We start from the raw sequence: 17,703 nt of genomic DNA, 5'->3' as shown, positions 1-17,703 counted from the left end.
ACCGATACTGGCGCGGCCCCAAGCCAGTGCCACCGTGGAACTGGCTTTGCCAGGCCACGGGTGGCGTCCCCCTTGGGGGATGGCGCGAAGCGACTCAGGGGGGTCACTTGATCAGGTCGTTGACCTTGCCGGGCTTACCGTTCCACTCGTCGGCGTCGGGCAGTGCGGGCTTGCGCTTGGTGATGCTCTTCCAACCGTCGGCAAAGGCCAGGTCAGCGTTGAGCTTGATGAAGGCGATCTGGTCTGCCGGCAGGTCTTCTTCGGCAAAGATGGCGTTGGCCGGGCACTCGGGGATGCAGACGGCGCAGTCGATGCATTCGTCAGGATCGATGACGAGCATGTTCGGGCCTTCGCGGAAGCAGTCCACGGGGCACACGTCCACACAATCGGTGTACTTGCACTTGATGCAGTTTTCGGAGACGACGTGGGTCATGACAGGAGTTGTGTGGGTCGGTGAAAACCCTCGATTTTAAAAGCTTTCACCGACCTTTGGTTACAGGGTCCCTCACCCTGATGGGGTGACTGGGGGTTGGGGTGCTGATTTGGATCAGTTGACCAGCACGGCGCCAGCGGTCTTGTGGCTGGCGGTGTCCACCAGGATCAGCGAGCCCAGCACGCGGGCGGTGCCAAACGCGGCGGCCGGGATGGCCTCTTGCAGCACGAGCTGGACATGGCCAATGGCGTTGGGGTCGAGCTGCGTGGCGTTTTCTTCGGCCAGCGTGTTGATGTTGAGTTTGTGCACCACGGCCTTGACCTTGGCCTTGACCCAGCGGTGGCCGTGCAGCGCCCAGTACACGCGGCCAGCGACCAGGGGCTCGTCGTCCATCCAGGCGATGGTGGTTTGCAGCTCGCGGCTAGCGGGCCAGGCCGGGGTGGCGGCGGGTGTGTCGCCAAAGTCGTCGTCGGCAGCAGGCGCGGCGGCTGCCGTGGGCGCTGCCAGGATCCAGTCGCCGCGCGACACGTCCACCTCGCGGTCGAGGATGATGCCTGCGCTGGTGCCTGCGGGCACATCGGTGGGGCGGCGGGCATGGTCCAGCACCTGGGCCACGGTGGCCAGCTGGCCGCTGGGGAAGACCTGCACAGCGGTGCCGGGCGTAAAACTGCCTGCGGCCACGCGGCCCCAGAACACGCGGCGGCCCTGGCTGGTGTCGGACGACGACGAGAACTTCTCGACCCACTGCACCGGGAAGGCAGGGGCCAGCGCCGTGTCGGCGGGTGTGTTGGGCAGCACTTCGAGCACCTGCAGCAGCGTGGGGCCTTCGTAGCCGCACCAGCCTGCGTGGGCATCAACCACGTTCCAGCCCTTGAGGGCGGACACGGGCACCGTGGCGCGCACGGTGATGCCAGCGGCCTGCGCGAAGGACTGCAGCGCGCCCTGGATGTGCTTCCAGGCGAGCGCGGGGTCTTCCACCGCGTCGAGCTTGTTCACGGCAAACACCAGCGAATGCACGCGCAGCAGGTGGGCCAGCAGCGAGTGGCGGCGGGTCTGCGGCAGCAGGGCGAGGTTGGCGTTCTTCCAGTCGAGCTTGGTCGCATCGACCAGCACCACAGCGGCATCGGCGCTGCTGGCGGCCGTGACCATGTTGCGGGTGTACTGCTCGTGGCCGGGCGCGTCGCCGATGATGAACTTGCGCTCTTCGGTGGCGAAGTAGCGGTAGGCCACGTCGATGGTGATGCCTTGCTCGCGCTCGGCGCTGAGGCCGTCGGTCAGCAGGGCCAGGTCGGTCTCGCCCTGGCGCTGCACGCCGGCCAGGTGGTCCTGCAGTACGGCCTTGCTGTCCACCAGCAGGCGGCCGATCAGCGTGCTCTTGCCGTCATCCACGCTGCCGCAGGTGATGAACTTGAGGGCGGAAACATGGTCGTTTTGGGCCTTGTCGCCTGCCTGGTAAGCGTTGGCAGCTATTGAATTGATAGTGGTCATCAGAAATACCTGTCTCAGAAATAGCCGTCTTTTTTGCGCTTCTCCATCGAAGCGTCGGAAGTCTTGTCGTCCATGCGCGTGGCACCGCGCTCGCTCACGTCGGCGGCCAGGGTCTCGATAACGATCTCGGCGGGGGTGGCGGCGGTGCTCTCCACCGGTGCGGTGCAGGTGATGTCGCCCACGGTGCGGAAGCGCACGTCGCGCGTTTCCACCACGTCGCCTTCGCGCGGCGGGGTCAGTTCGGTCACGGGCATCAAGAGGCCCTTCTTGTCCACCACCTGGCGCTTGTGCGTGTAGTAGATGCTGGGCAGCGCGATGTTCTCGCGGTCGATGTATTGCCACACGTCCAGCTCGGTCCAGTTGCTGATGGGGAACACGCGGAAGTGCTCGTTCGGCTGCAGGCGGGTGTTGAACAGAGTCCACAGCTCGGGGCGCTGGGCCTTGGGCTGCCATTGGCCGAAGCTGTCGCGGTGGCTGAAGATGCGTTCCTTGGCGCGGGCCTTTTCTTCGTCGCGGCGGGCGCCGCCAATCAGCGCATCAAAGCGGAATTCCTCGATCGCTTCGAGCAGCGTGACCGACTGGTGCACGTTGCGGCTCTCGCCAGGGTGCGACAGGCGCACGGTGCCGCGTGCCATCGAGTCCTCCACGCTTCGCACGATCAGCTCGGCACCCAGTTCCTTCGCGCGGAAGTCACGGAAGTCCGTCACCTCCGGGAAGTTGTGGCCCGTGTCGATCATGAGCAGCGGGTAGGGGATACGGCCCGCGCCAAAGGCTTTTTCAGCGCACTTGAGCATCACCAGCGAATCCTTGCCGCCCGAGAACAGCAGGGTGGGGCGCTCGAAGGCGGCGGCGACTTCGCGCAGGATGAAGATGGTTTCTTCTTCCAGCGCGTCCAGGTGCGAGTTGTTCAGGTGGTAGCTCATGTTGTTGTCGTTCTGCAGCAGCGCAGCATCGGTGCGGGCGTTCATGGTCGGATGCGGGTTGGGCGGAGCTGGGTGCTCAGTGCGCAATATGCAGGCCGCACTCGCGGTTGTCTTCGCCCTTGGTCGGGTCCACGTAGTCGAAGTTGTTGGGCAGGCCGTGCTTCACGCAGTACTCGTGCAGGTCCTTGGACGACCAGTGCAGCAGCGGCGCCACCTTGATGAGGCCGTCGGGGTTGATGCTCACCGGGTCCATCTGGGCGCGCACGGCGGTGTCAGTGGCGCGCAGGGCGGTGAACCACACCTGGGGCGCGGTCTCGCGCAGGGCGCGGGTGAAGGGCTCCAGCTTGACTTCTTCGGTGAAGGCGGCGTGGCGTGGGTCGTCCAGCGCGGGTGTGAGGCCTTCCACGGCTTCGCGGTGCGCGCGCGAGCGGCGGGGCAGATAGATCTGCAGCTTCAGGCCCAGTTGCTTCGTCACTTCGTCGGCAAAGCGGTAGGTGGCTTCGGTGTTGTAGCCGTTGTCCATCCAGACCACGGGCACATCGGGGTTGACCTGCGTGACCATGTGCAGGATCACCGCCTCGAAGGGGCGGAAGTTGGTGGTGACGATGGGGCGCTGGCCCAGGCCCAGCGCCCAGGCGACGAGGCCTTCTGCGTTGCGGCCGAGTTCGGCGTTGATGCGTGCGAGATCGAATTGGCTCATGGTGTGGGGCTCAGGAAGGCGGGGGCCGGGCTGCCGTTCAGGCGGCCTTGCCGGCAAACAGCGGCTGGGGGTTGACGGCGTCGCCCTGGTAGAAGCCAGGGAACATTTCAAACTGGCGCTGGGCATCGGCGGGGTCCACGCCCTCGCGCAGCACGGCGCTGCTGAAGCCCGTGCGCTGCATCTGCACCAGCTGGTCGATCAGCACGTCACCCGTGGCGCGGATCTCGCCGGCAAAGCCGCGGCGGCGGCGCAGCAAAAACGCCTGGCTGAACGCGCGGCCATCGGTGAAGCTGGGGAAATGCAGGTCCACACGGGCCACGCCTTCCAGTGGCAGGGCCATAGCGTCGGCATCGTTGGGCAGGGCCACCGTGCGGGCATCGCCCTCTGCAGGCGGCTGGTGGTCTTGGGCGGCGAGTAGTTTCAACATCTTGTCTGTGGGGCTGGGCTGTGGGCTGGTCTATCGGGTGCCAGCTCAGGCAGCGGCGGTTTCTGGTTCTTTGTGGCGGGCAAGCTTTGCGGCTTCCTTGAACGGGTCCAGGCCCGTGCGGCGCACGGCCGCCTGGAAGGTTTCGCCGCTTTCGCGCAGGTCGCGGTAGGTGCTGAGCACCGCCTCGATCACGTCCGGCACTTCGGCCGCCGAGAACGACGGGCCTATCACCTTGCCCGCCACGGCAGCGCCCGACAGGTCGGAGCCATCGGAGCCGCCCAGCGTGACCTGGTACCACTCCTTGCCATCCTTGTCCACGCCCAGGATGCCGATGTGGCCGCTGTGGTGGTGGCCGCAGCTGTTGATGCAGCCGCTGATGTGCAGGTCGATCTCGCCGATGTCGTCCAGCTCGTCCAGGTCCTGGTAACGCTGGGTGATGGCCTCGGCAATCGGCAGCGAGCGGGCGTTGGCCAGTGCGCAGAAGTCGCCGCCGGGGCAGGCGATCATGTCGGTGAGCAACTGCACGTTGGCGCTGGCCAGGCCCAGGGCCTTGGCCTCTTGCCACAGGTCGAACAGGCGGCTGGCGTGCACCCAGGGCAGCAGCACGTTCTGGTCGTGCGTCACGCGGGCTTCGCCAGCGGAGTATTTGTCCACGAGGTCGGCCAGGGCGATGAGCTGGTCGCTGGTGGCATCGCCGGGCGACTGGCCAGGGCGCTTGAACGACAGCGTCACGGCACGCAATTGGGGGTTCTGGTGCGCGTGCACATTGCGCTGCAGCCAGCGGCCAAACATCACGTGTTCTGCGGCCTGGGCGTCCAACTGGGCTTGCAGGGCCTCTGGCGCCACGTCGGCAATGTCAGCCAACTTCGGTGCCACAAAGCAGGCGGCCACGCGGTTAAATTCGGCCTGCGGGATGGTGTGGGGGCCACCGTCAATCTCCAGAATCTGGCCGTATTCGGCTTCCACATCGTCGATGTACTGCTGGCCTTCGGACTTCACCAGAATCTTGATGCGGGCCTTGTACTTGTTGTCGCGGCGGCCGTGCTCGTTGTACACGCGCACGATGGCCTCGATGTAATTCATGATCTGGTTCCAGGGCAGGAACTCGCGGATCACAGTGCCAATCACCGGCGTGCGGCCCATGCCACCGCCCACAAACACCTTGAAGCCGATCTCACCCGCATCGTTCTTGACCAGGTGCAGGCCCACGTCGTGCCAGCCGGTGGCAGCGCGGTCGTCCTTGGCGCCGGTGATGGCGATCTTGAACTTGCGGGGCAAAAACGCGAACTCGGGGTGCAGCGTGGACCACTGGCGGATCAGCTCCGCATAGGGGCGCGGGTCCACGATCTCATCCACCGCGATGCCTGCCAGGGCATCGGTGGTGGTGTTGCGGATGCAGTTGCCGCTGGTCTGGATGCCGTGGAGCTGAACGCTGGCCAGCAGGTCCATCACGTCGGCGCTTTTGGACAGCGGAATCCAGTTGAACTGCACATTGGTGCGGGTGGTGAAGTGGGCGCAGTTCTTGGGCAAAAAGGTGGTGCCCAGCTTGCCCTGGCCTTCCATGGCGGCCTTGAAGACTGCCGCTTCGGGCTCGTCGTATTCGCGGGCAATCTGCGCCAGCACGCGCAGCTGGCGGCTGGCGATCTCGCCATAGGGCACGGCCACGCGCAGCATGGGCGCGTAGCGCTGCACATACCAGCCGTTTTGCAGGCGCAGGGGGCGGAAGTCGTCCTCGCTCAGCTTGCCGGTCTGCCAGCGCGTGAGCTGGTCACGGAACTGCGCGGCGCGTTGCTTGACGAACTGGGTGTCGAAGGCGGTGTATTGGTACATAGGGGACTCAGATCAGAATCAGTTTGAAGCCTGCCCAGGCCAGCAGAATGGACAAGGCGGAGCGAATCAGGCGCTCGGGTGTGCGGGTGACCAGGCGCGAACCCAGCCAGATGCCCGGCAGCGAGCCAGCCAGCAATTGTGCAAGCAAAGGCCAGTCCACCGAGCCCAGTGAGGCATGGCCCAGGCCCGCCACCAGGGTCAAGGGCACGGCATAGGCAATGTCGGCGCCGATGATGCGCGGCAGCGGCAGCAAGGGGTAGACCAGCAGCAGCACCGTGACACCGATGGCGCCTGCGCCCACCGAGGTGAAGGTGACCAGCGTGCCAATCACGGCGCCCAGCAGCACGGGCAGGCTCCAGTGGCGGGGGCGGGTGGGGTCGCCGGTCTGGGTTTTGCGGGCGGCCGCTTCGGCTGCCTGGCGCTGGGCGGAAAAGGCAATCACCTTGTAAAGCGTGGCCGCTGCGGTGAGCAGCAGGGCAAAGCCCAGCGTGGTCGTCATGATGGCTTGCGCAGCGCCGCTGGCCGGGCCCATCACCTTGAGCGCCCACAGCGCGAGCAGCGCGGCCGGAATGCTGCCTGCACACAGCTGGCCCACCACTTTCCAGGGCACCAGGCGCTGGCGGGCGAGGCTCACGGTGCCGCCCATCTTGGTGAAGGCCGCAAACAGCAGGTCGGTGCCCACGGCCATATGGGGCTTCACGCCAAAGAAGAAGATCAGGATCGGCGTCATGAGCGAGCCGCCGCCCACACCCGTCAGGCCCACGATGAGCCCGACGGCAAAGCCCGCAAAAACAAACGCCAATTCATGCATGGCGGCGAATGTAGAGGGGCTTCTTATGGATGCAAACTATTGTTTTGCTCTGCCAATATGTCCATTTGTTTATAAGCAAGCATTGGCGCGGGTTGGCAGGGTGGCTGCTGGGGCCGCCTGCCGCGCTGGAGTTACTGCAGGCGCTCGGTGCCCAGCGCCTTCGCCAGCCGCGCATCCAGCGGCAGCGGCTCGCTCTGCAGGCGGGCGGCCAGCAGCTCGCCGCACAAAAGTGCCAGCGTGAGCCCGCGTGCACCCATGGCCGTGCTGGCCCACAGGCCCGGCAGCTGGGCTGCATCCACGGGGCCCACGATGGGCAGGCGGTCGGGTGCGGTGCAGCGCACGGCAGCCCAGGTGCGCAAGGCGGGGGGCTCGCCGGGGGCGGACAAGGGCGCCGGGGCGCTCAGCGTCTGGGCGAACAAGGGCTCCAACTGCGGAGCGATGTCGGGCAGCAGGCCCTGCAGCTTGGCCCAGTTGGTGGCGTGGGCAGCGTGGATTTCGGCATCGCTGGGCGGCAGGGCCCGCACATCGCGCTCAAAGGTGGAACCCATCACCCAGCCTTGGTCGCCATCGGCTTGATTGCCCAGCGGGAAGCGGGGCACCAGGTTGCCGTTGCCGTTGGCCGGAAACGGAATCAATGGCCGCAGCGGCGTTGCCGGATCGGTATGCACGCCCCACGACACCTGCCCGCGCACCGGCTGCAGCGGCCAGCGGTGGTTCAGCAGGGCCAGGCTGCCCGCACCTGCGGCAATGACCACGGTGGGCGCCTCGGCCAGCACCTGGCCTTGGGCATCGAGTGCCTGCCAGGTGGTGGCGGGGCTGTGCGCAGTGGCGGGTGCCTCTGCACGCCGCAACTGGGCCACTGCGCAATTCCCCCGCCATTGAATGCCAGGCTGACCCAGCAAGGCTTTGGCCAGGCGCGCCGGGCGCACCCAGCCCGCCTGGTGGTGCCAGCAGGCGGTCGCGTCAGGCGGCAACTGGGCAGCGGCCAGGGCCGCAGATGGCGCAGGTTCGCTCCAGGCGGCGCCCGGCCCTTGGGTCCAATCGGGCGACAGGCCGGGCGTGCCATCGGTGCGGTGCTCCAGCACGCCGCAATGCGCCCAGTCCAGCCCCTCGTTCAGCAGCCAGCGGGCCTGCTCCAGCGTAGTGCGGATACCGCTGCGTGACAGGCGCGACAGCACGCTGTCGTCGGGCGACACATGGGGGGCGAACACCCCGGCAGGCAGCGCCGAGGCGCCTGATGCAGGCTCGGGTGCCTGGTCCAGCACCGTGACTTGCCAGCCGCGCCGGGCCAGGCTGGCAGCGGCGGCTGCGCCCGCAATGCCGCCACCGATCACGATGCAGGGGCCGGGCGGGGAGGGTGCCGGTGCCGCCTCTGCTTGGCGTGAGGTGCGCGGCTCCCAGCGCGGGTTGAAGGTGGCATGCAGGTTGTCGCGCTTGGGTGGCACGCCGGGCACGCGGTTCACTTCAAAGCCACATTGCGCCAGCGCATCACGCACAGCGCGGGCGATGGTCCAGGTAGCCAGCTGGGTGCCGCGCCGGCAACAGCGCGCCACGGCCTTCAGGGTGTGCAGGTCCCAGCTGTCGGGGTTGCGCTGGGGGCTGAAGCCATCGAGGTAGATGGAGTCCACGGTCAGGCTCTGCTGGCGCAGCATGGCCTGGGTGTCGCCCACATACAGGGTGAGCAACACGCGGCCCCCGTCAAAACGCAGGCGGTGCACGCCCGGCAGCAAGCCCCACCATTGCTGGTGCAGTGCTTCGGCCAGCGGGGCCAGGTCGGGGTGGACCGAGGTGGCGCGCAGCAGGTCGGCCGCGCTCACGGGCCAGGCCTCGGTCGATACGAAGTGCAGCAGCGTGGGGCGCTCTGGGTCGGCCCGCCAGGCGGCCCAGGTCACCAGAAAGTTCAGGCCAAAGCCAAAACCGGTTTCCAGAATGCGCCACTGCGGCTGCCCGGCCCAGGCCTCGGGCAGGCCACAGCCGTGCAGAAACACGCGGCTGGCCTGGGTGAGGCCTCCGTTTTCACTGTGGTAGCGGTCGCCGAAGCGGGGGCTGTAGGGGGTGCCGTCCGGCAGCCACTCGATGGGTTCAGTCATGGGAACGGCAAAAGGCCGGCGTGGCGCCGGCCTGTTGGAAAGGGAAGGCGGTTTTTACCGCGAACCGCTCCGGGGTGCGTTGCGCTGCGTCATGCGCTGGGCGGGACGTAGCCCGCTGCGGCATCCGCGCCGCCGCCAAAGAAGTGGTTCTCCATCTGGCGCGCCAAGTACTGGCGGGCACGGGCATCGGCCAGGTTCAGGCGGTTTTCATTGACCAGCATGGTCTGGTGCTTGAGCCAGCCCGCCCAGGCTTCCTTGCTCACGCTTTCCCAGATGCGTTTGCCCAGCTCGCCAGGGTAGGGCGGAAAGTCGAGGCCTTCGGCTTCCTTGCCGAGCTTGATGCATTGAACAGTGCGTGCCATGGTAATTCCTTGTAGTGGGGGCGAGCGAAAAAAGGCTTCGCTCAGATGATTTGGATATTAAGAACTGAAATCTCAGTAGTTCCAGTTTTGAAGAGGGCCTCCCAGAATGCGTTCCATCGGTGTTTTGCACCGCAACACATTCTTAAAAGAGGCCCTTCCATGAACTTTCGCCGCGACTTTATCAAGTTTCCCTTCGCCGCCGCCCTGGTGGGCAGTTTGGCCCTGACGGCATTGCCGTCGTTTGCACAGTCTGTGACGCTGCTCAATGTGTCGTACGACCCGACGCGCGAGCTGTATGTGGACTTCAACCAGGCCTTTGCCAAGCACTGGAAGGCCAAGACCGGCCAGGACGTGACCATCAAGCAAAGCCACGGTGGCTCGGGCAAACAGGCCCGCTCCATCATCGACGGGCTGGATGCCGACGTGGCCACGCTAGCTCTGGCGGGTGATACCGATGCGCTGCACACCAACGGCGGCTGGATCCCCAAAGACTGGCAAAAGCGCCTGCCGCACAACAGCTCGCCCTACACCTCGACCATCGTGCTGGTGGTGCGCCAGGGCAACCCCAAGGGCATCAAGGACTGGGATGACTTGGTCCGCCCGGATGTGAAAGTGATCACGCCCAACCCCAAGACCTCGGGCGGCGCGCGCTGGAACTACCTGGCCGCGTGGGAATTCGCCAAGCGCAAGTACGGCGGCGATGCCAAGGCCAAGGACTTCGTGGCCAAGCTGTACGGCAACGTGCCTGTGCTGGACACCGGCGCGCGGGGCTCCACCATCACCTTTGCGCAGCGCAACCAGGGCGACGTGCTGATCGCGTGGGAGAACGAGGCCTACCTGCTGGAGAAAGAGTTCGGCACCAAGTTCGACGTGATCGCCCCCTCGATCTCCATCCTGGCCGAGCCTGCCGTCTCGGTGGTGGACAAGAACGTGGACAAGAAGGGCACCCGCGCTGTGGCCGAGGCCTACCTGCAGTACCTCTACACCGAAGAAGGCCAGGACATTGCGGGCAAACACTTCTACCGCCCCGCCGTGTCCGACAAGGCCAAGGCCAAGTACGCCAAGCAGTTCCCCAAGCTGAACCTGTTCACCATCAACGACGCGTTTGGTGGCTGGGACAAGGCGGCCAAGGATCACTTTGCCGACAACGCGAGCTTCGACCAGATCTACACCCGCAAGTAAGTAAGCCAGCAAGCCCGCCCGCCTCTGTGCGCGGCAGGGCAGCCCCCAGTCTTCATGAAAGAAACCCAGCCCCTGTGGGCCGGGTGGGGCGCTGCACGTCCTTTTTATAAGAAAAAACAGCCTTCTGCGCGCGTCCATCAAGCGCTGATAGCTATCAAAACAGTAGTATTCAAGGAATCCACACCATGTCCGCCTTGCTCATCGCCGGCAGCCCTTCGGAGCGCTCCCGATCCGCCGCCTTGCTCGACGCCGTAGCCCAGCGCCTCTCGGTGCGCGGTGCGCTGGTGGACCGCATCCACATCCGCGACCTTTCGCCCCAGGCGCTGCTGCTGGCCGACTTTGGGCACCCCACGGTGGTGCATGCCATCGACCAGGTGGCCGACGCCAGCGTGCTGGTGGTGGCCACGCCCGTCTACAAGGCGGCCTACAGCGGCGTGCTCAAGGTGTTTCTGGATTTGTTGCCGCAAACCGCCCTCAAGGGCAAGGTCGTGCTGCCCCTGGCCACGGGCGGCAGCCCGCACCACATGCTGGCGCTCGACTACGCGCTGCGCCCCGTGCTGCAGTCGCTCGGCGCCAAAAGCATCCTGCCCGGCATCTACGCCACCGACGCCCAGGTCACGCTCACGCCCGAGGGCACCTACCACGTGCAGGCCGACATCGCCGCCCGGCTGGACGACGCGGTGAACGTGCTGGTGACCGAAACCCTGCGCCCGTCGCCCGCCCAGGCCACCCGGTTTGCGCCGGTGCCGTTCTCGCAGGTGCGATGTAGCGTCTGACGCGGGCCCGGCGCTGCGGCAGGCCCGCAGTGCCAGCGCCACCTTCCTTCCCCTTCACTTCCATTTTTGACTTTTGCTGCGCCGGGTGCGCGGGCAGGGCGGTGTGCCGCCTGCTGCCAGCCCGCACGGTGCTCCTCCCACCCGATTTGCTGCTGGAACCCGCACCATGAATGAACTGAACCGCTTTTCCCTGCAACGCCGCCACCTGCTGGCCGCCAGTGCTGCCACCGCTGCCGCTGCGGCGATCCCGTCTGCCTCCTGGGCCCAGGCCCCTGGCGCCCCCCGCGTGCTGCGCGTGGGCCACCAAAAGGGCTGGCTCTCCATCCTGAAGGGCCGTGGCACGCTCGAAAAGCGCCTGGCCCCATTGGGCGTGAAGGTGACCTGGACCGAATTCAACGCCGGCCCCGTGCAGCTTGAAGCGCTCAACGTCGGCTCCATCGACTTTGGCGACGTGGGCGAGGCCCCGCCCATCTTTGCCCAGGCTGCGGGTGCGCCGCTGGTGTACGCCGGTGCCACGGTGCCGCGCCCCGCACTGGAGGCGGTGATCGTGCCCAAGGACTCGCCGATCCGCAGCGTGGCCGACCTCAAGGGCAAGCGCGTGGCCTACAACAAGGGCTCCAACGTGCAGTATTTTTTGGTCAAGCTGCTGGAGAAACACGGCCTGAAGTACGGCGACGTGCAGTCCGTCTTCCTGGCCCCGGCCGACGCGCGGGCTGCCTTTGAGCGCGGCGCGGTCGATGCCTGGATCATCTGGGACCCGTTCCTCGCCGCCGCGCAAAAGACGCTGGACGCCCGCCTGCTGGCCGACGCCACGGGCGTGGTCAACAACCGCGCCTACTACTTCACCTCGCGCGAATTCGCCACCAAGAACGCCGATGTGCTGCGCATCGCGATCGAAGAGGTCAACGCCATCGACACCTGGGCGTCCAAAAACAAGGATGCCGCCGCTGCCGAGCTGTCGGCCGTGCTGGGCCTCGACAAGTCCATCACCGAGCTGTACCTGAACCGCGCCCGTTTCGGCACCGCGCCCGTCACGCGCGAGATCCTGGCCGAGCAGCAGGCGATTGCCGACACCTTCTTCGACCTCAAGCTCATCCCCAAAAAGCTCAACCTGCTGCACGCCGCGCCGGTGGACCTTTGAGGGCCTGGCAGCACCGCACTGAAAGGAGTCACCATGGCCCACCTTCCCCTGAGCAACGAGCGCCGCCGCGCGCTGCAACTGCTGGGTGTCACCGCCTTTAACTGGGTGCTGGCCAGCCGCTACGCCCACGCACAAAGCCCGGCTGTGCCAGGCCCTGAGCAGCTGCGCATCGGCTACCAGAAGTCCGCCGTCAACCTCGTCATCCTCAAGCAGCAGGGCGTGCTGGAAAAGCGCTTCCCCGGCACCCGCGTGAGCTGGCTGGAGTTCCCGGCCGGGCCGCAACTGCTTGAAGCGCTGTCGGTCGGCAGCCTCGAATTTGGCCTGACTGGCGACTCGCCGCCCGTGTTTGCGCAGGCCGCAGGCAAAGACCTGCTCTACGTGGGGGCCGAGCCGCCCAAGCCCGACAGCTCGGCCCTGCTGGTGCTCAAGGACTCGCCCCTGCGCACCCTGGCCGACCTCAAGGGCCGACGCATCGCCGTGCAAAAGGGCAGCAGCGCCCACTACCTGCTGGTGCGTGCCGTGGAGCGCGCGGGCCTGCAGTGGGCTGATATCCAGCCCGTGTACCTGGCCCCGGCCGATGCCCGCGCCGCGTTCGAGCGCAAGAGCGTGGATGCCTGGGCCATCTGGGACCCGTTTTACGCCGCCACCGAACTCGCCATCCAGCCCCGCGTGCTGGCCACGGGCCGCGACCTGGCCAGCAGCAACAACTCGTTCTACCTGGCGGCCCGCCCGTTTGTGCAAGCCCACCCGCAAGTGCTGCGTGTGCTGTTTGAAGAACTCAGCCGCGCCGACCGCCTGGCGCAAGAGGCGCGCAAGGACGCGATCAAGCTGATTGCCGACTTCAGCGGCCTGGACGCGGGTGTGGTGAGCCTGTTCATCCAGCGCCGACCCTCGTCGCCCGTGGGCCTGCTTTCGCCCGCCACCGTGGCCGACCAGCAGCGCGTGGCCGATGCGTTTTTCAAGCTCGGCCTGATCCCCAAACCCGTGAACGTGGCCGACATCGTGTGGCGGCCTGCGGCAGCGCAGCTGGCGGCTGCCAGCGCCAGGCCCTGAGCCGCATGCGCTCGCTGAGTCCATCGAATACCTACCCCGAGGCATCCATGAAAATTTTCTGGTTCATCCCCACCCATGGCGACAGCCGCTACCTGGGCACTTCCAACGGCGCGCGCCAGCTCAACCACGACTACCTCAAGCAGGTGGCGGTGGCCGCCGACAGCCTGGGCTACGAAGGTGTGCTCATCCCCACCGGCCGCTCTTGCGAAGACCCGTGGGTGGTGGCGTCCAGCCTGCTGCCCGTCACGCGCAACCTCAAGTTTCTGGTGGCGGTGCGTCCCGGCCTGCACCAGCCTGCGCTGGCGGCACGCATGGCGGCCACATTCGACCGGCTCTCGGGCGGGCGCCTGCTCATCAACCTGGTGACGGGCGGCGACCAGGCCGAGCTGGAGGGCGACGGCGTGTTTCTGGACCACGCCACGCGCTACGAACAGTCGGCCGAGTTCATCCGCATCTGGCGCGAAATTCTGGCGCGCAGCCACCGGGGCGAAAGCCTGGACTTTGAAGGCCAGCACCTGTCGGTGAAGGGCGCCAAGCTGCTCTTTCCGCCGCTGCAGCAGCCGCACCCGCCGGTGTACTTTGGCGGCTCGTCGCCCGCCGCGCACGACCTGGCGGCCGAGCAGGTCGAAACCTACCTGACCTGGGGCGAACCGCCCGCCGAGGTGGCCAAGAAGGTGGCCGACGTGCGTGCCCGCGCAGCCCAGCATGGCCGCACCGTCAACTTCGGCATCCGCCTGCACGTCATCGTGCGTGAGACTGATGAGCAGGCCTGGGCCGCTGCCGAAGAACTCATCAGCCATGTGGACGACGACACCGTGGTGCGCGCCCAGGCCGTGTTTGCGCGCATGGATTCCGAAGGTCAGCGCCGCATGGCTGCGCTGCACGCCGGTGGCGCCAAGCGCAGCCGCAAGGACCTGGAGATCAGCCCCAACCTGTGGGCGGGCGTGGGCCTGGTGCGCGGCGGCGCGGGGACGGCGTTGGTGGGCGACCCGCAGACCGTGGCCGCACGCATCGAGGAATACGCTGCCTTGGGGCTGGACACGTTTGTGCTCTCGGGCTACCCGCACCTGGACGAGGCGTATCGCTTTGCCGAGCTGGTGTTCCCGCTGCTGCCCTTGCCATTGCGCAACCAGCTCGCCAGCGGCAACCCCTTGTTTGGCAACCCGCTGGGCCCGTTTGGCGAAACCGTGGCCAACGACTTTGTGCCACGTGCGTCGCAAAGCTGACCCGGCCCGAACCAGAACCCCCAACGGAACCTGTCCCATGACACAGACCATCAGAGAACTGCAGGTATCCCCGCTGGCCGACGCGGTGGACCTGCCCATCGAAGGGCCTTTGCTGCCCACGCCATTCGCCCGTTTCTTCGCCAGCGTGGCGCAGCGCCTGTTGCCCTGGGCCGTGCCCGTGGGCCTCATCGTGCTGTGGCAGATCGCCTCGTCGCAAGGCTGGCTGTCCACCCGCGTGTTGCCTGCGCCGCTGGAGGTCGTCAAAGCTGCGTGGACCCTGGCCGCCTCGGGCGAGCTGTGGACCCACGTCAAGGTCAGCGCGGGCCGTGCGCTGGCCGGTCTGGCAATTGGCGGCGGCCTGGGGCTGCTGCTGGGCCTGCTCACGGGCTCCATCAAGCTGTTCGAGACGCTGCTCGACTCCACCATCCAGATGGTGCGCAACATCCCCGCACTGGCGCTCATTCCGCTCGTGATCCTGTGGTTTGGCATTGACGAGTCGGCCAAGCTGTTCCTCATCAGCGTGTCGGTGTTCTTCCCGATCTACCTCAACACCTTCCACGGCATCCGCAATGTGGACCCGGGGCTGATCGAGATGGGCCGCACCTACGGCCTCAGCCGCTGGCAGCTGTACCAGCAGATCATCCTGCCCGGCGCGCTCTCCAGCATCCTGGTGGGGCTGCGGTTCTCGCTGGGACTGATGTGGGTGATCCTGATCGTGGCCGAGACGATCTCTGCGCAGGCGGGCATTGGCTACCTCACGATGAACGCACGCGAGTTCCTGCAGACCGACATCGTGCTGGTGGGCATCTTGCTCTACGCCTTGCTGGGCAAGCTGGCCGACGTGTTTGCCAAGGGGCTGGAGCGCTACTGGCTGCGCTGGCATCCCGGTTATCAGACATGACGCCCCCCTGAGGCGCGACCGCTCGGTGCAGCCGCCAGAGGCGGGAGCTCTTCGGACTGTCCAACCCTGCGCAGGCAGGCTTGGAGCCGCAGTCCTCAGCCCCCGCTCTCGCATCGCTGCGCGATGCGGGCAGGGGGACAACGCACTCGCTGCGGGGCGGCCCTTGCTCTGCGTCCCTCGCATGGCCGCGCCCTCCAGGAAAGTTGTTTCTCAAATGCTCACATTTTTATAGCTGCTAGCGTTTTATGGTAAAGCGCAGGAGGCCATTTTGAACAGTAATTCATCCTCACAACCCCAAGGCGTGCGCCTGGAAGTGCGCGGCGTGGACAAACGCTACGGCACGCGCGATGTGCTCCAGAAGACCGAACTGGTCATCGAGCCCGGCGAGTTCGTCGCCATCGTGGGCCGCAGCGGCTGCGGCAAAAGCACTCTGCTGCGCCTGGTGGCGGGGCTCGAATCCGTCTCCGGCGGCGACATCCGCATCGACGGTGACCCTGTGGACGGCCTGAGTAGCGGCACCCGCATCATGTTCCAGGACTCGCGTCTGTTGCCCTGGAAGCGCGTGGCAGACAACGTGGCCCTCGGGTTGCCGCGCGAACGCCGCAACGCGGCGGCGGATGTGCTGGCCCGCGTCGGCCTGGGTGACCGCCTGGGCGAGTGGCCCGCGCGCCTGTCGGGCGGCCAGCGCCAGCGTGTGGCCCTGGCGCGTGCGCTGGTGCACAACCCACGCCTCTTGCTGCTGGACGAACCCCTGGGCGCGCTCGATGCGCTTACCCGCATCGAGATGCACCGCCTCATCGAAGGCCTGTGGCGCCAGTCAGGCTTTACCGCATTGCTGGTCACCCACGACGTGCAGGAGGCCGTGGCCCTGGCCGACCGCGTGATCCTGATCGAAGACGGCCAGATCGCGCTGGACCAGCGCATCGACCTGCCACGCCCGCGTGTGCACGGCGAGGCGGCTTTTGCGCAGCTTGAAAAACGCATCCTCGACCGCGTGCTGCAAAAGCCCGATGTGGAGGCCACCCCCGAACCCAAGTGGCCCGGCGTGCCTGCGCACGGGCTGCGCTGGGCGGTGTGAATGAAAGAAGCACCCCCTGAGTCGCTTCGCGCCTTCCCCCTCTCCTTCGGGAGGGGAACGCCACCGGTGGCCTGGCAAAGCCAGTTCCACGGTGGCACTGGCCTGGAGCGCGCCAGTTCCGAGCGCAGCGTTCAACGCTGAGTGATCCGGAATTCCTCATTGTTTTCGTCAACGGACTTTTTAGGAGAACCCCATGTCCATCCAAGCCATCAACGTTCGCAACCAGTTCAAGGGCAAAGTGCGCGAGATCATTCGCGGCGATGTCGTCTCCGAGGTCGATGTCGAAACCCCCTGGGGCATCGTCACCTCCGTCATCACCACCCGCTCGGTGGACGACCTGGGCCTGGTCGTCGGCTCCGATGTGGTGGCGCTGGTCAAGTCCACCGAGGTGTCGATCGCCAAGCTGTGATCCGATTTTTGGGCCGAACAGGCAGCCTGCGCGCTGTGGATGGGCGCAGGATGCTATTGAAAGCGTAGCAAATTTCGCAGCAAGCCAAAGCGGCTCGTACCGCGCACTTCACCTCTCAGGCCTTGTTACAAGGCCTGAGTTTTTGGTGCTGACCAGGCTCGGGGCTGGCAGGGAGCACCTGCAAGATGGCCCGCTTGCAGGTGTGTCTGATAAAACGTATGATATGTGTCATGCGAAATAAACAACCCAGTGCCCGAGCCGCCGCCAAGGAAGCGACCCACGAGCGCATCGTGTCGGTGGCCGCGCGGGCGATCCGTCGCAACGGCTACCACGGCACCGGGGTGGCAGACATCATGAAGGAGGCGGGCCTCACGCATGGCGGCTTCTATGCGCACTTCGAATCGCGCGAGGCCATGCTGGCCGAAGCAGCCATGCAGGCCTGTGCCCAGTCTGTGGCCACTGTGGCCGGCGCCGTGGCGGGGGAGCCCGCCTCGCAGGCGATGGCCACCGTGCTCAAGGCCTATCTCTCGCGCCAGCATGTCGAAAGCGTGGAAACCGGTTGCCCCTTGGCTGCGCTGGGCTCTGAAACCTCGCGCCAGTCGCCCGAAGTGCGTCGGGTCTCCACCCGGCACATCAAGGAAATGGTGGACCTGATTGCGCGCCAGTCGCCGCAGTGGGGCCAGCCAGAGATCCATGAGCAGGCGCTCGTCACCCTGTCCACCATGGTGGGCGCCCTGGTGCTTGCCCGGGCGGTGGACGATGCTGCGCTGTCCGACAGCCTGCGCGAGGCCGCGCTCAAGCACCTGTTGCCTGCGGAAGCGGCCTGACGCAAAACCACTCACCAGGCGCTGTTCTTGATTGTGATCTTCGTGC

At 66.4% G+C, this 17,703-nt stretch carries 18 protein-coding genes; 9 read left to right on the top strand and 9 right to left on the bottom strand.

Annotated features, from left to right (window positions below; genetic code table 11):
• Positions 1–103 precede the first annotated feature (103 nt).
• The 9 genes from fdxA to ACSQ3O_RS15245 all read right to left on the bottom strand — a co-directional run bounded on the left by fdxA (position 104) and on the right by ACSQ3O_RS15245 (position 9,064).
• Positions 104–433 (bottom strand): ferredoxin FdxA, encoded by a 330-nt coding sequence (fdxA, locus tag ACSQ3O_RS15285; RefSeq protein WP_137748049.1) that lies wholly within the window; start codon positions 431–433, stop codon positions 104–106.
• Between the two features lie 114 nt (positions 434–547).
• Positions 548–1,921, bottom strand: a complete 1,374-nt coding sequence (locus ACSQ3O_RS15280; protein ID WP_436139511.1) for a sulfate adenylyltransferase subunit 1 — start codon at positions 1,919–1,921, stop codon at positions 548–550.
• A gap of 14 nt (positions 1,922–1,935) precedes the next feature.
• Entirely contained in the window at positions 1,936–2,889 is a 954-nt protein-coding gene (gene cysD / locus ACSQ3O_RS15275) for a sulfate adenylyltransferase subunit CysD (protein WP_436139510.1), read from the bottom strand.
• Between the two features lie 31 nt (positions 2,890–2,920).
• Positions 2,921–3,544, bottom strand: a complete 624-nt coding sequence (locus tag ACSQ3O_RS15270) for a phosphoadenosine phosphosulfate reductase domain-containing protein (protein ID WP_436139509.1) — start codon at positions 3,542–3,544, stop codon at positions 2,921–2,923.
• A 37-nt stretch (positions 3,545–3,581) separates the two neighbouring features.
• Positions 3,582–3,968 (bottom strand): DUF934 domain-containing protein, encoded by a 387-nt coding sequence (locus tag ACSQ3O_RS15265; protein WP_436141133.1) that lies wholly within the window; start codon positions 3,966–3,968, stop codon positions 3,582–3,584.
• A gap of 48 nt (positions 3,969–4,016) precedes the next feature.
• Positions 4,017–5,801, bottom strand: coding sequence for a nitrite/sulfite reductase (locus tag ACSQ3O_RS15260; RefSeq protein ID WP_436139508.1), 1,785 nt, complete (start codon positions 5,799–5,801; stop codon positions 4,017–4,019).
• Positions 5,802–5,808: 7 nt separating this feature from the next.
• Complete coding sequence (locus ACSQ3O_RS15255) at positions 5,809–6,612, bottom strand: sulfite exporter TauE/SafE family protein (RefSeq protein ID WP_137748044.1); 804 nt, start codon at positions 6,610–6,612, stop codon at positions 5,809–5,811.
• A gap of 131 nt (positions 6,613–6,743) precedes the next feature.
• Entirely contained in the window at positions 6,744–8,702 is a 1,959-nt protein-coding gene (gene mnmC, locus ACSQ3O_RS15250) for an FAD-dependent 5-carboxymethylaminomethyl-2-thiouridine(34) oxidoreductase MnmC (RefSeq protein WP_436139507.1), read from the bottom strand.
• 89 nt (positions 8,703–8,791) lie between these two features.
• Positions 8,792–9,064 carry an oxidative damage protection protein gene (locus ACSQ3O_RS15245; protein WP_010461281.1) on the bottom strand — a complete coding sequence of 91 codons (273 nt, stop codon included), beginning with the start codon at positions 9,062–9,064 and terminating at the stop codon, positions 8,792–8,794.
• 159 nt (positions 9,065–9,223) lie between these two features.
• Between ACSQ3O_RS15245 and ACSQ3O_RS15240 the strand changes: the two genes are divergently transcribed.
• From ACSQ3O_RS15240 to ACSQ3O_RS15200, 9 genes are all read left to right on the top strand, one after another.
• Positions 9,224–10,246, top strand: a complete 1,023-nt coding sequence (locus ACSQ3O_RS15240) for a sulfate ABC transporter substrate-binding protein (protein WP_436139506.1) — start codon at positions 9,224–9,226, stop codon at positions 10,244–10,246.
• Positions 10,247–10,431: 185 nt separating this feature from the next.
• Positions 10,432–11,022: an NADPH-dependent FMN reductase gene (gene ssuE / locus ACSQ3O_RS15235; RefSeq protein WP_436139505.1), complete on the top strand. Its 591-nt coding sequence runs from the start codon at positions 10,432–10,434 to the stop codon at positions 11,020–11,022.
• 166 nt (positions 11,023–11,188) lie between these two features.
• A complete protein-coding gene (locus tag ACSQ3O_RS15230) occupies positions 11,189–12,163 on the top strand; it encodes a sulfonate ABC transporter substrate-binding protein (protein ID WP_436139504.1) in 975 nt (324 codons plus the stop codon).
• A gap of 33 nt (positions 12,164–12,196) precedes the next feature.
• On the top strand, positions 12,197–13,216 hold the full coding sequence (locus ACSQ3O_RS15225; RefSeq protein WP_298457574.1) for a sulfonate ABC transporter substrate-binding protein: 1,020 nt from the start codon (positions 12,197–12,199) through the stop codon (positions 13,214–13,216).
• A gap of 47 nt (positions 13,217–13,263) precedes the next feature.
• The gene (gene ssuD / locus ACSQ3O_RS15220) at positions 13,264–14,442 is read left to right on the top strand and encodes an FMNH2-dependent alkanesulfonate monooxygenase (protein WP_436139503.1); all 1,179 of its coding nucleotides are present in this window, start codon (positions 13,264–13,266) and stop codon (positions 14,440–14,442) included.
• A 37-nt stretch (positions 14,443–14,479) separates the two neighbouring features.
• Positions 14,480–15,343, top strand: coding sequence for an aliphatic sulfonate ABC transporter permease SsuC (gene ssuC / locus ACSQ3O_RS15215; protein WP_436139502.1), 864 nt, complete (start codon positions 14,480–14,482; stop codon positions 15,341–15,343).
• A gap of 268 nt (positions 15,344–15,611) precedes the next feature.
• On the top strand, positions 15,612–16,421 hold the full coding sequence (locus ACSQ3O_RS15210; protein WP_436139501.1) for an ATP-binding cassette domain-containing protein: 810 nt from the start codon (positions 15,612–15,614) through the stop codon (positions 16,419–16,421).
• A 193-nt stretch (positions 16,422–16,614) separates the two neighbouring features.
• Complete coding sequence (locus ACSQ3O_RS15205) at positions 16,615–16,830, top strand: TOBE domain-containing protein (protein WP_015013774.1); 216 nt, start codon at positions 16,615–16,617, stop codon at positions 16,828–16,830.
• A 218-nt stretch (positions 16,831–17,048) separates the two neighbouring features.
• A complete protein-coding gene (locus ACSQ3O_RS15200) occupies positions 17,049–17,657 on the top strand; it encodes a TetR/AcrR family transcriptional regulator (RefSeq protein WP_436139500.1) in 609 nt (202 codons plus the stop codon).
• Positions 17,658–17,703 lie beyond the last annotated feature (46 nt).

It is taken from the genome of Acidovorax sp. LjRoot74, assembly GCF_964254355.1.
Classification (GTDB): Bacteria; Pseudomonadota; Gammaproteobacteria; order Burkholderiales; family Burkholderiaceae_C; genus Acidovorax.
Note: the sequence above shows the minus strand (reverse complement) of the source record. Positions and strands in the feature narration are given on the sequence as shown.

Bases quoted from the DNA above. Each gene is read 5' to 3' on its own strand.
- ssuC (WP_436139502.1), top strand. From the start codon at position 14,480: ATGACACAGACCATCAGAGAACTGCAGGTATCCCCGCTGGCCGACGCG.
- ACSQ3O_RS15225 (WP_298457574.1), top strand. From the start codon at position 12,197: ATGGCCCACCTTCCCCTGAGCAACGAGCGCCGCCGCGCGCTGCAACTG.
- cysD (WP_436139510.1), bottom strand. From the start codon at position 2,889: ATGAACGCCCGCACCGATGCTGCGCTGCTGCAGAACGACAACAACATG.
- ssuD (WP_436139503.1), top strand. From the start codon at position 13,264: ATGAAAATTTTCTGGTTCATCCCCACCCATGGCGACAGCCGCTACCTG.
- ACSQ3O_RS15280 (WP_436139511.1), bottom strand. From the start codon at position 1,921: ATGACCACTATCAATTCAATAGCTGCCAACGCTTACCAGGCAGGCGAC.
- mnmC (WP_436139507.1), bottom strand. From the start codon at position 8,702: ATGACTGAACCCATCGAGTGGCTGCCGGACGGCACCCCCTACAGCCCC.
- ACSQ3O_RS15260 (WP_436139508.1), bottom strand. From the start codon at position 5,801: ATGTACCAATACACCGCCTTCGACACCCAGTTCGTCAAGCAACGCGCC.
- ACSQ3O_RS15205 (WP_015013774.1), top strand. From the start codon at position 16,615: ATGTCCATCCAAGCCATCAACGTTCGCAACCAGTTCAAGGGCAAAGTG.
- fdxA (WP_137748049.1), bottom strand. From the start codon at position 433: ATGACCCACGTCGTCTCCGAAAACTGCATCAAGTGCAAGTACACCGAT.
- ssuE (WP_436139505.1), top strand. From the start codon at position 10,432: ATGTCCGCCTTGCTCATCGCCGGCAGCCCTTCGGAGCGCTCCCGATCC.
- ACSQ3O_RS15230 (WP_436139504.1), top strand. From the start codon at position 11,189: ATGAATGAACTGAACCGCTTTTCCCTGCAACGCCGCCACCTGCTGGCC.
- ACSQ3O_RS15270 (WP_436139509.1), bottom strand. From the start codon at position 3,544: ATGAGCCAATTCGATCTCGCACGCATCAACGCCGAACTCGGCCGCAAC.
- ACSQ3O_RS15255 (WP_137748044.1), bottom strand. From the start codon at position 6,612: ATGCATGAATTGGCGTTTGTTTTTGCGGGCTTTGCCGTCGGGCTCATC.
- ACSQ3O_RS15245 (WP_010461281.1), bottom strand. From the start codon at position 9,064: ATGGCACGCACTGTTCAATGCATCAAGCTCGGCAAGGAAGCCGAAGGC.
- ACSQ3O_RS15240 (WP_436139506.1), top strand. From the start codon at position 9,224: ATGAACTTTCGCCGCGACTTTATCAAGTTTCCCTTCGCCGCCGCCCTG.
- ACSQ3O_RS15200 (WP_436139500.1), top strand. From the start codon at position 17,049: ATGATATGTGTCATGCGAAATAAACAACCCAGTGCCCGAGCCGCCGCC.